General features: G+C 49.8%; 16 protein-coding genes. 12 read left to right on the top strand and 4 right to left on the bottom strand.

The genetic code is table 11. The annotated features are described in order from the left end of the window. Position 1: 1 nt before the first annotated feature. The 4 genes from FGI04_RS03225 to FGI04_RS03210 all read right to left on the bottom strand — a co-directional run bounded on the left by FGI04_RS03225 (position 2) and on the right by FGI04_RS03210 (position 2203). Entirely contained in the window at positions 2 to 346 is a 345-nt protein-coding gene (locus FGI04_RS03225) for a putative holin (protein ID WP_407336237.1), read from the bottom strand. A gap of 78 nt (positions 347 to 424) precedes the next feature. Further along, entirely contained in the window at positions 425 to 1144 is a 720-nt protein-coding gene (locus FGI04_RS03220) for a hypothetical protein (RefSeq protein WP_434964877.1), read from the bottom strand. Between the two features lie 39 nt (positions 1145 to 1183). Further along, entirely contained in the window at positions 1184 to 1765 is a 582-nt protein-coding gene (locus FGI04_RS03215; protein WP_407336233.1) for a hypothetical protein, read from the bottom strand. 15 nt (positions 1766 to 1780) lie between these two features. Then, positions 1781 to 2203 carry a helix-turn-helix domain-containing protein gene (locus FGI04_RS03210; RefSeq protein ID WP_407339990.1) on the bottom strand — a complete coding sequence of 141 codons (423 nt, stop codon included), beginning with the start codon at positions 2201 to 2203 and terminating at the stop codon, positions 1781 to 1783. Positions 2204 to 2295: 92 nt separating this feature from the next. On the opposite strand from FGI04_RS03210, the gene FGI04_RS03205 reads away from it, so the two are divergent. The 12 genes from FGI04_RS03205 (at position 2296) to FGI04_RS03150 (ending at position 9801) form a co-directional block, all read left to right on the top strand. Next, the gene (locus FGI04_RS03205; RefSeq protein ID WP_016941489.1) at positions 2296 to 2475 is read left to right on the top strand and encodes a BcepMu_gp16 family phage-derived protein; all 180 of its coding nucleotides are present in this window, start codon (positions 2296 to 2298) and stop codon (positions 2473 to 2475) included. Positions 2476 to 2526: 51 nt separating this feature from the next. Then, positions 2527 to 2832: a helix-turn-helix domain-containing protein gene (locus tag FGI04_RS03200; RefSeq protein ID WP_038907909.1), complete on the top strand. Its 306-nt coding sequence runs from the start codon at positions 2527 to 2529 to the stop codon at positions 2830 to 2832. Between the two features lie 15 nt (positions 2833 to 2847). Then, positions 2848 to 3774, top strand: a complete 927-nt coding sequence (locus FGI04_RS03195) for a DUF3102 domain-containing protein (RefSeq protein ID WP_407336231.1) — start codon at positions 2848 to 2850, stop codon at positions 3772 to 3774. Further along, positions 3775 to 5541: an integrase gene (locus tag FGI04_RS03190; RefSeq protein WP_407336230.1), complete on the top strand. Its 1767-nt coding sequence runs from the start codon at positions 3775 to 3777 to the stop codon at positions 5539 to 5541. Between the two features lie 17 nt (positions 5542 to 5558). Next, positions 5559 to 6710: an ExeA family protein gene (locus tag FGI04_RS03185; RefSeq protein WP_407336229.1), complete on the top strand. Its 1152-nt coding sequence runs from the start codon at positions 5559 to 5561 to the stop codon at positions 6708 to 6710. Positions 6711 to 6712: 2 nt separating this feature from the next. After that, the gene (locus tag FGI04_RS03180; protein ID WP_407336228.1) at positions 6713 to 6973 is read left to right on the top strand and encodes a hypothetical protein; all 261 of its coding nucleotides are present in this window, start codon (positions 6713 to 6715) and stop codon (positions 6971 to 6973) included. 49 nt (positions 6974 to 7022) lie between these two features. Beyond that, positions 7023 to 7292, top strand: coding sequence for an HI_1482 family protein (locus tag FGI04_RS03175; protein WP_407336227.1), 270 nt, complete (start codon positions 7023 to 7025; stop codon positions 7290 to 7292). A gap of 14 nt (positions 7293 to 7306) precedes the next feature. After that, a complete protein-coding gene (locus FGI04_RS03170) occupies positions 7307 to 7918 on the top strand; it encodes a DUF3164 family protein (protein WP_407336226.1) in 612 nt (203 codons plus the stop codon). A gap of 83 nt (positions 7919 to 8001) precedes the next feature. After that, positions 8002 to 8301 (top strand): nucleoside triphosphate pyrophosphohydrolase family protein, encoded by a 300-nt coding sequence (locus FGI04_RS03165; protein WP_024105296.1) that lies wholly within the window; start codon positions 8002 to 8004, stop codon positions 8299 to 8301. After that, a complete protein-coding gene (locus FGI04_RS03160) occupies positions 8285 to 8995 on the top strand; it encodes a DUF2786 domain-containing protein (RefSeq protein ID WP_407336225.1) in 711 nt (236 codons plus the stop codon). The genes FGI04_RS03165 and FGI04_RS03160 overlap by 17 nt, the downstream gene beginning before the upstream one ends. Beyond that, positions 8996 to 9427 carry a gp16 family protein gene (locus FGI04_RS03155; protein ID WP_407336224.1) on the top strand — a complete coding sequence of 144 codons (432 nt, stop codon included), beginning with the start codon at positions 8996 to 8998 and terminating at the stop codon, positions 9425 to 9427. Next, positions 9424 to 9801, top strand: coding sequence for a Mor transcription activator family protein (locus FGI04_RS03150; protein WP_016941478.1), 378 nt, complete (start codon positions 9424 to 9426; stop codon positions 9799 to 9801). The genes FGI04_RS03155 and FGI04_RS03150 overlap by 4 nt, the downstream gene beginning before the upstream one ends. Positions 9802 to 9992: the final 191 nt, after the last annotated feature.

Raw genomic sequence — 9992 nt, 5'->3', positions numbered from 1 at the left:
ATTACAGCCCCATTGCCACAGCGAGACACACCGCCGCAACGATGATCGCCCGGCGAATCAGCGCAGCGGCAAACACCATGTGATGGCCGGGTTTGATGGGATACAGGCCGATATCCATCAGCGCGGGTTCGTGTTTCAGGTACTGGCCGATGGCTGCTTTGGGAAATAGCGAACGGTCAAGCCAGTACCCCAGCACTGCGGCAAGCGTAATCAGGGCGATTTTGTAGATGACGACGGGGAGTTGTTGCGGCGATACCAGTGCAATCACAGCCAGCAGCAGAACGGCGGTAATCTGCCAGCCGAAAAGACGCTCCAGACGTTTGATGCGGAATTTTTTGAGGTTCATAGCTGTCTCCTTTTATGTAGTGGAGACAGCATGACGGATTGTGTTACGTGGGGATTTTAAAGGGCATTAGGATAGTATTTATAATGGTTCAGCCGTGAGCAGGTTCCCTATCTCTTCACTCTTAACCAATGTGAATTTTATATTATTTAATATTTTAGATGCATCCCCAGATTCCTTTTTAAACAAGTCCAATACTAAATTCGCTGGCACTCCCGTGCCCAACTCGTTTTTACCCAGTAGTGCAGAATAGGCTGACGTTGCGATAGCAAACACATGTAACCCTGACTCTGCTGTGCCATCACCTGACAGCATCAATACTACACCAGCTAGTTTCCCATTCGATTTTGATACTGTTCCAACAATAGCAAGCCGATCATTAAACATGTAGTTAAACGTATCGTTAACCGGACCGGACGTAATAACCACTTTCAGCTTAAATGGTGATTGCAATTTGACCAGATTGGTATTCATGCGCTTCGCAAATTCTTGTGGCGTGATGTCGAAATATTTCTCTGGTTTTTTGACTGTATCGGCTTCAGCCTGCTCTGCTGGTGCTGGTGCTGGTGCTGGTGCTGGTGCTGGTGCTGGTGCTGGTGCTGGTGCTGGTGCTACTTTCTCGTTGGGTACATTAGGAATGACAGCTATTAAGAATGCGAAGGCAGCAACAAAACCCACACAAATACCACTGGCCTTGCTTAACCAGATTTTGTGACCTTTATTTATAAATCTGCGTGAAAGATACTTCGCGACAAAAACCCAGATAATGATAAAACCTATGAAAATAAACAAATCTTTCATAAAAATCCTTGTATCGATTATGTTTTACTCATCTAACAGCTATCTGAATAAGAATGACGAAAAAAAACCAGCTAGAAAGATGACAATAAATAATTTCGGGTACGACATGACGACTTTCTGCCATGGGGCACCCAGCTGTATCGCCCGTTCCTGGTAATGGGGCGAAGGTTCGTTATCGAAAAAATTAAATACAGCCTGTAACTGCTCGCGTGATAAATCATTGAGCATTTTTGTACCAAAAGTGCGCAAACAAAACCGATCACGCGCCACACTTTTGTTTTCTGCGGTTAACCGCAAAATCTCTGCAACTAAGCGCTTACACTCACGAGCTTGTTTTGCATCTGCCAAGCGCTTCTCTAAATATATCTCGGCTTTATGGAATTTTTGGGTTGTGATGAAGTGAACGCTACGCACATCAATATGAGCGTGAACAGCTCGCCAGAGGTCTTTTTTAGCCTCACCACTGATAGCGCTAATTTCATCTAATAGCTGGTGTAAACGCTGGCGCTGTGCTGGCAGCAATTGCTCATCTTCGGATACAGGCTCATTCTGATGATGAATGTTGATAATATCCCTGGCAGAAAATTGCCCGTTTGCTGTTCCATTAAACTCCTGATGCATCTAATCCCTCTGTGCTTAACGATTTTTTTTATTTTTTATCACGCCATTATTGATTATCTGGTTACCAGCAACTTGACCAGTAATGTCGCCATTAAATACCTGCCCATTAGGTGTGTGCGACGACACTCCAGCCTGCAATGCTGCCAACGCTGCTGCTTTGACTGCGAGTGGGGCATTGCGGAAATAACCCAACATCTCTTGTTCATCAGACGTCAGTTCTGGGCCATCCCCATCGCCAGTTAACAACCATGTGGGATCCACACCAAATTCTCTTAGTAGGCGAAGAATGACTAACGCATCTGGTGCGCGATCACCAGCCTCGTAGCGAGAAACACTTTTCCGTTCAATGCCTAGTCTGGATGCAAACTCAGTCTGAGAAAGATTTCCACGCACTTGACGAATTCGCACACCAATCGAAGCAAGCTCTAAATTATCCATGATACCCATTCGGTCCCTTGACTATGTACCCAATCGGTCGCATAATCTAACACATATCAATCAACAATCATTGCACAATCGGAGGCCATAACATGACGCCCGAACAGGTGAAACAACGCTTTCAGCAACACGGCATCACAGTCACCGCATGGGCCGCAGAAAACGGCTATTCACGCGAAGCGGTATACCGCGTTCTCAACGGCTTCGTAAAAGCCCGCTACGGCAAATCACACGAGATTGCAGTCAAGCTCGGCCTAAAGCCCGCAGCCTGACACCTTCCATTATAGGAAACAGATTATCACATATTAGAAAAAGGGGAATGTATGAGCAAACTGAACGTTTCCAGCGCTGGCACCCGCATTCTCAAGGTGTTTAAAGCCCTGAAAGGCCACACCCTCACGGGGCTGTCAAACAGCGAGTTAGCCGCTGCGTTAGACGACTCGCCAGCCAATATTAACCGCGCACTGAATACGCTGATCGAGGAAGGGTTAGCGCAAAAACTGGACAACGGACGCTTTGCCCTCTCTATGCAGACACTGCAAATAGCCCACGCGCACGCCAGCGAAGTGGCGCGTGCGCAGGACAGAATCAACGAAATGAACCAGCGCCTTCTCGCTGGCGGCCGCTAATAAGGAACAAGAACGATGGCACGTACAAAACAAGAACCGTCTCAATTAGTGGAAGACGCTCCGTTATCGGGCGAACTGAATGTAAAACTGAATGCAATGACCGAACACCGGATGCAGGTTATGCAGCAATTTGGTGATGGCCTGCCGTATGAACGTGATCGCATCATCCACGAAGCGCGTTTTTATATGGCGCAATCTGCGGAAGCCATGCTGGAGGCGGGTAAGAGACTGGTAATTCTCAAAGAGAATGAGCCTCATGGCGACTTTATTGAGATAGTTGAATCTCAATTGTCTCTGTCAAAGCGTACTGCACAGGTAATGATGCAGGCGTCTCTCAAATATCTTTCACCAAAACTTGAGTCAAAAGCGCAAGCGCTTGCGCTTTTGGGTAAAACGAAGCTCTTTGAGTTAATGACCGAAAGTGATGAAGAACTTATCGAGTTAACTGATGGAGGCACTATCGCTGGAATGACACTCGACGATATCGACCGCATGACCAGCCGGGAACTGAAAGCCGCTCTGCGCGAAGCCCGTGAAACCAACGCTGCACAGCAGCGCGTGCTGGCCGATAAAAACGAGAAAATTGACACACTTTCAACAAAGCTGGAAAAGAAATCCCGTCTCCAGCCCCCCAAGCCTGACGAGGAAGTCAAGCGCCTGCGTACCGAGGTTGCAGGCGTTGCTACCGATGCCGAATCGGCGATTACAGTTCGACTGGCCAATGCGTTTGAAACGCTTGTCGCCTATTGCGCTGAAAACTTTATTGATGTCCCCAAAAACTTTATGTCTGGGTTGCTCTGCGAGCTGGAAATGCAGGTTCGCTCTCTGCGGGAAACGTTTGACCTGCACGATTCGCCCACAGGTACTGACAGACCTGCATTTCTGGATGAACCCGAGCCGCAGATACAAAAACCGGACTGGATGAATAGCGAGGAAGCATAAATGAGTGCTGCCCTGCTCGAAAAACTGGTGGCCATCGCCCGCGCCGCCCGCGAGGCGGGGCACGGTGGACGTGGCGCTATTTATGACGCTGCCTGTGTGGAACTTGGGATGTCACGCGCCACGCTGTTACGCAAGATTAAGGAGGTCACAGTGACGGATAAACGCAAAAAGCGTACTGACGCCGGGCAAAGCACCCTGACGCGTGACGAAGCCGCCGTGATATCTGCCACACTGATGGAAGCCACCCGTAAGAACGGCAAGCGGTTGTATAGCATCGCGGATGCCGTTGAAGCACTGCGGGCCAACGGCATGATTACGGCAGGCCGCCTGGATGAATCCACCGGTGAGTTTATCCCGTTATCTGAAACTGCTATCAGCCGCGCCCTGCGCGGTTATGGATTGCACCCTGACCAGTTAAGCCAACCCGCCCCGGTGACTGAGATGGCCAGCCTCCACCCCAACCACGTATGGCAAATCGATGCCTCGCTCTGCACGCTGTACTACCTCAGCAACGGCAATCAGGGTTTGCAGGTGATGGACAGCGCCAAATTTTACAAGAACAAGCCGGGTAATGTGGCTCGTATCGCCAGTGATCGGGTATGGAGTTATGAAATCACTGACCACACCAGCGGCTGGATCTACGTCGAGTATGTGATGGGCGCTGAATCCGGCGAGAACCTGTGTTCTGTGTTGATTAACGCCATGCAAGAGCGCAGCGGTGCCGATGTACTGCACGGCGTGCCAAAAATCCTCTACCTCGACCCCGGCTCAGCTAACACCGCTGGTATGACAAAGAACCTGTGCCGGGCGCTGGGCATTGATTTGATGGCGCACAAGGCCCATGCGGCCCGCTCTACGGGGAGTGTTGAAAAGGCGCGTGACATTATCGAACGCAAGCTGGAACCGGGCCTGAAGTTCCAGCCTGTATTTAGCCTGGATGAGCTGAATACACTGGCAAAGAACTGGCGGGGGCATTTTAACGCCACCGCTAAACACAGCCGCCACGGTAAAACCCGCACCGACGTCTGGCTAAAAATCACCGCAGAGCAACTGGTAAAAGCGCCATCCATCGAAGTCTGCCGCGAGCTTGCTGTGGCAACGCCGGAAGAGCGCAAAATCACGCCAAAACTTCGCGTTTCATTCCGGGGCATTGAATACGACGTGTCTACCGTGCCCGGCGTGATGGTGGGCGAGAAATTGTTGATCACCCGCAACCCGTGGCGCACTGACGCTGCTCAGGTGGTGCTGACTGGCGCAGATGGCCATGAAACGTTTTTCCTGGTTGATGAAGTCACCAAGAACGAATTCGGTTTCGCTGATTCCGCTGCCGTTATCGGCGAGCGCTACAAAGCCCAGGCGGACACGCCCGCTCAGACAGCAGCCAAGCAACTGGAACAGTTGGTGACAGGTACAGATAACGCCACCGACGCGGCAGCAGCACGCAAGGCGAAGGCGCTGCCGTTCAGCGGAAAACTTGACCCGTATAAACACATCGACGACGCCACGCTGCCGACATTTATGCCGCGCCGTGGTCAGGCATCAGATGTGCGCGGGCCGCGTATTGAGCAACGTCCACTGACCCACGTTGAAGCCGCAAAAGCCCTGCGCGAGAAGTTCGCTGCCAGCGGCCATAACTGGACGCCGGAACACTACCGCAAGTTGGTTGCTCAGTACCCGAATGGCGTACCTGAAGACCAGTTGGATGATGTTGTGTCATCACTGATGGCTCCGGCATCCAACGTTATCAACATCGTCAACGGCAACTAAAAGAAAGGGGGGTGAGCATGTTGGTACTGAAAGAACAATTGAAGAATGCGCGACTGCCGCAGGCCGTTGTCGCAAGAGGAATCGCAGTGTCAGAGGCCACACTTGCACAAATTCTTAATCACGACCAGTGGCCACGCACCAACACCGGGGAAATCCGCCAACGTCTGACAGCCTTTCTGTCGGCTAATGGCATTGAAACACAACGTAGTTTTGATGCTGTGCAGGACGGCACATCCCGCACAGCAGATACAACAGATCTCACAACGGAGGAGAATATGTTACTCAAAAAACAGGTGCTGTTTCCAGCGACAAAAAAGGCATTCGGATTGTTTCGCGATCCGTTCGCTGACGACGCCATGCAGGGTGCCGACGATGTGTTTACTACGCCTGATATCCGCTATGTGCGCGAAGCGCTTTACCAGACCGCCAGGCATGGCGGTTTTATGGCGGTTATTGGTGAGTCTGGCGCAGGCAAATCGACACTGCGCCGTGACCTTATCGAACGCATCAACCGCGAAAACGCGCCAGTGATTGTCATTGAGCCGTACATCATTGCGATGGAAGACAACGACGTTAAAGGCAAGACGCTGAAAGCCGCCGCCATTGCAGAAGCGATTATCAACACCATCGCCCCGCTGGAGGGTGTCAAGCGGTCGCAGGAGGCACGCTATCGTCAGTTACACCGTGTACTGAAGGACAGCAGCAATGCGGGCTACAGCCACGTTCTGGTGATTGAGGAGGCCCATAGCCTACCCATTCCGACATTGAAGCACCTCAAGCGTTTTTTCGAGCTGGAAAGCGGGTTTAAGAAGTTGCTGTCAATCGTGCTGATTGGTCAGCCCGAACTGGCTACAAAGCTCTCTGAACGCAATATGGAGGTGCGTGAAGTCGTCCAGCGCTGTGAAGTGGTTGAACTGCTGCCACTCGACAACAGCCTGGAAGAGTTCCTGACGTTCAAGCTGGCCCGCGCCGGGAAAAAGTTGACCGACATTATTGATGCCAGCGCTATCGACGCCATCCGTGCACGGCTGAGTAATCAGCTCGGCGGGCGCAAAAGCGTCAGCCTGCTGTATCCGCTGGCTGTCAGCAATCTTGTGATAGCAGCGATGAATCTGGCTGCCGATATCGGCGTTCCGGTAGTTAATGCGGACGTAGTGAAAGGAATTTAATCATGGGAAAAATCGTCATCAGTATTGAGCAAAAAAGCGAAGACATTCTGGCGAACGGCATGATGGATGTAGATATCGCGATTACCACCACAACAGAGGCAGCGAAAAATGACAACGCTCTGGTGTTGCTCATGATGTGCCTGATTCACGAAGGACTGCCCGCGCTCACTCGCGCTGCCAATGCACAGTTATTGCGCCAGGTTCAGTCAGTAAAATTAGTAACAGAAACCGGAACAGAAACGGACAGGAAAAATTATCACTGAGCGAGGTAAATATATGGGCCTCAGTAAAGTAATCACAGAGGGTCAGAAAATGAAGTCGATTCCCAATATTACAGAGCAGTTGTCCAACGTACAGGAAGCCATGGTTTTGTTACGCGCTATGAATGCTACCGTCCAAAGCGTAATGATTAAGGGAAATAAGCCTGTCATTCGCATCGCCAGGAATGTTCATTGTGAAACGATGATTAACAGTGGTGAAGCCCGCTATGTGTTGGTTGGCCATGCTAGTAATGGTCATTTTCGACAAGGGGAGTTTGAGCGAAATGGTTGTCGTATTATCTGGTCCGAATCGTTGCATTAATAAGGAGTTATATCATGACTGGTATTAATAAAGCAGAGTACATGCCAGACCGTAAGGGGCGTTTAGTCCCGATTAATCAGATATCTGATTATGATTTGGCAATGGACTCTTTTGTCAAAGAGCAGGTAGCTGCTGCGAAATTAAAAAGCGCTGAACTGACGACATTCAAAAACCGGGCATTCAATGAGTGTTACGCATGGCTGGATCTGGTCGCGGAGAAATACGGGCGTACTCGTGGTGGAGCCAAAGGTAATGTGTCATTCAGCAGTTTTGATGGCAGTATGCAAATCACAATTAAAGTACAGGATTCATTGACATTTGGGCCTGAATTACAGATTGCAAAAGACCTGATTGACGAGTGTGTCACTGAGTGGTCTGAGGGAGCTAACGACAACTTGCGAGCGCTAATCACTGATGCGTTTCAGGTAGATAAAGAGGGGCAACTTAACACAGGACGCATACTCTCTCTACGGCGCATCAAAATCGATGATGAACGCTGGCTGAAAGCCATGGATGCAATTTCCGAGTCATTACAGGTTGCAGTATCCAAAACCTATATTAATTTCCGAGAAAAAGATGCTAGCGGAAAATTGATAAATATACCTCTGGATATAGCTGCCATCTAATTAGTTAAACATAATTTAAATTTTATTTCGGCATCAGTGTCGTGGGTTTCTGCATGTCGAAATCACCCTGAGTGAGGTAAGAAATGAAAGGCATTCCATTAAATAACCGCTCGTCGTTATATCAACTGGCATTGCAGAAGTTCGGGCCTGAATCTCAACTGCTGAAACTGATTGAGGAGGCGGCAGAACTGGCCGCCGCCGCATCACGCAATGTCAACGGCCTCGGTAACGAGGTCGATATGGCCAGTGAAATGGCAGATGTCGAAATTATGATCGAGCAATTCCGTCTCAACGGGCTGGGTAAGTTAATTGACTTCCAGAAGCAGAAAAAGCTGGAGCGTCTGGCAGAACGACTGGGGGTGGGATATGTCGGACAGCAATAAAGAAAAATACCTGGAAAAAATTAAGAAGCTGTTGAATCTGGCACGCCGGAGCACAAACGAAAATGAGGCGGCAAATGCCATCAGCCAGGCACAAAATTTGATGCGTGCTCATGGACTGAATGAATCAGATATTGACCTTATGGATATAAAGGAATCCGGTAGTAAGGATTCACCGTCTCACGCCGAAAAGTTACCACAATATGTGGTGTATCTGTCCAACTTACTGTGCCACGCCTTCGGCGTGCACTGTTACTACACTCAGTCGTTTTTAGGGAGATCCGTTGTTTTTTATGGTCCGAACGAAAGGCCGCAGATTGCTGCGTATGGTTTTGATGTCTTAACCCGTCAACTGCGCGGGGCCAGGACTGATTACATCGCATCCCTGCGCAAAAGCATCAAACGCAGCACCAAGATCAATCGTGCCGACCAGTTCTGCGAAGGGTGGATATCTGGAGCGTGGAAGGCAATCAGCGCCTTCTCAGTTAATGAACGAGAGAAAACCCTGATGGAATCCTATCGCAAGATAAAACTTGAAGGCGATGGTTTCAGTACGCTGAAAAGCCGTGAGGCTAAGAAATGCCGGGGGGATGAAGACGCTCGCTGGGCTGGGTATCAGGCAGGCAAAGAAGCCAAATTGCATCATGCGGTTAATGGCGCGGGGCAGGATGCTGTGGCGAAGATTGAGAGAAAATAGATGAACAAAACCCAGTTAATTAAGCTCATTCATATCGCCAAGCGTGATTTGCGCATCGACGATGATACCTATCGCCAGGTTCTGGCCAACACGACAAAGAAAAACTCTACGCGGGACATGACAGTCCCGCAGTTAGTTGTGGTACTTGAAGCGATGAAAAGACGTGGTTTCAAGGTTAAGCCCGCTAAAAAGGCTGTAACTGGCCGCAAACTGGACGATGCGCCCCAGTCTCGGAAAATCCGGTCTTTGTGGCTGGAAATGGCAGATAAGGGCATTGTCCGTGATCGCTCTGAGGCCGCCCTAGCGGCGTTTGTACGACGGGAAACCGGTATTGATGGTTTGCAATGGCTTAATTCAGAACAGGCCAGCCATGTAATTGAGAAGCTGAAGAAGTGGCAACATCGGGAACTCAACGCGAGGAAAGTATCATGAACGGTGATAACAACTTCCGCAGCAAGGGGCCAGAATTGCTTATTGAACTGGCGCAGCATACAGCAATCACAGCTCGTGAAGTCGTTGATACAATCAGCCCTGAAGTGGCGGAGCAGATCGGCGAGGCTGTAGCAAGCAAGATGATGCAGGTGTGGGGCGGGCAAAATGTCTATTTCCCTATGGGCATGGCATGGAAAGTCAGCCAGCGCGACCGCCAGATTTTCGCTGCGTTCAATGGCCATAACCATCACGAACTGGCGCGTCAATTCGGATGCTCGCTGCAATGGGTATACAGCGTTGTGAAACGTGTCAGAAAAGAAGAACTGGCGCGGATGCAAGGCAGGTTGTTTGACGATGACCAGGACGCGGAATAACATTCACTCGACAGGCCGAACACAAATTTTCTCTGAATTTTTCGACGGCCTGATTTTTTCACATGCTGAAAGAGAATTACACTAACCATCCTATCTCTTCCCACTTCGACCCGGTTTATCCCATAATTTATCTCACAGGTTTGGTATTACTTATCTCACTTCTCATCATTTGCCACAGACAAAAACACCAA

Origin of the sequence: Dickeya ananatis (genome assembly GCF_019464615.1) — a bacterium.
In the GTDB taxonomy this organism is placed as follows: domain Bacteria; phylum Pseudomonadota; class Gammaproteobacteria; order Enterobacterales; family Enterobacteriaceae; genus Dickeya; species Dickeya oryzae.
The sequence above is the reverse complement of the archived record's forward strand: the minus strand, read 5'-3'. Positions and strand labels throughout refer to the sequence as shown.

What these genes read in the sequence shown, in the direction of transcription:
- FGI04_RS03160 (WP_407336225.1), top strand. Translation starts at nt 8,285, where the DNA reads ATGTCGGACAGCAATAAAGAAAAATACCTGGAAAAAATTAAGAAGCTG.
- FGI04_RS03195 (WP_407336231.1), top strand. Translation starts at nt 2,848, where the DNA reads ATGGCACGTACAAAACAAGAACCGTCTCAATTAGTGGAAGACGCTCCG.
- FGI04_RS03215 (WP_407336233.1), bottom strand. Translation starts at nt 1,765, where the DNA reads ATGCATCAGGAGTTTAATGGAACAGCAAACGGGCAATTTTCTGCCAGG.
- FGI04_RS03185 (WP_407336229.1), top strand. Translation starts at nt 5,559, where the DNA reads ATGTTGGTACTGAAAGAACAATTGAAGAATGCGCGACTGCCGCAGGCC.
- FGI04_RS03165 (WP_024105296.1), top strand. Translation starts at nt 8,002, where the DNA reads ATGAAAGGCATTCCATTAAATAACCGCTCGTCGTTATATCAACTGGCA.
- FGI04_RS03180 (WP_407336228.1), top strand. Translation starts at nt 6,713, where the DNA reads ATGGGAAAAATCGTCATCAGTATTGAGCAAAAAAGCGAAGACATTCTG.
- FGI04_RS03210 (WP_407339990.1), bottom strand. Translation starts at nt 2,203, where the DNA reads ATGGATAATTTAGAGCTTGCTTCGATTGGTGTGCGAATTCGTCAAGTG.
- FGI04_RS03220 (WP_434964877.1), bottom strand. Translation starts at nt 1,144, where the DNA reads ATGAAAGATTTGTTTATTTTCATAGGTTTTATCATTATCTGGGTTTTT.
- FGI04_RS03190 (WP_407336230.1), top strand. Translation starts at nt 3,775, where the DNA reads ATGAGTGCTGCCCTGCTCGAAAAACTGGTGGCCATCGCCCGCGCCGCC.
- FGI04_RS03175 (WP_407336227.1), top strand. Translation starts at nt 7,023, where the DNA reads ATGAAGTCGATTCCCAATATTACAGAGCAGTTGTCCAACGTACAGGAA.
- FGI04_RS03155 (WP_407336224.1), top strand. Translation starts at nt 8,996, where the DNA reads ATGAACAAAACCCAGTTAATTAAGCTCATTCATATCGCCAAGCGTGAT.
- FGI04_RS03225 (WP_407336237.1), bottom strand. Translation starts at nt 346, where the DNA reads ATGAACCTCAAAAAATTCCGCATCAAACGTCTGGAGCGTCTTTTCGGC.
- FGI04_RS03205 (WP_016941489.1), top strand. Translation starts at nt 2,296, where the DNA reads ATGACGCCCGAACAGGTGAAACAACGCTTTCAGCAACACGGCATCACA.
- FGI04_RS03200 (WP_038907909.1), top strand. Translation starts at nt 2,527, where the DNA reads ATGAGCAAACTGAACGTTTCCAGCGCTGGCACCCGCATTCTCAAGGTG.
- FGI04_RS03150 (WP_016941478.1), top strand. Translation starts at nt 9,424, where the DNA reads ATGAACGGTGATAACAACTTCCGCAGCAAGGGGCCAGAATTGCTTATT.
- FGI04_RS03170 (WP_407336226.1), top strand. Translation starts at nt 7,307, where the DNA reads ATGACTGGTATTAATAAAGCAGAGTACATGCCAGACCGTAAGGGGCGT.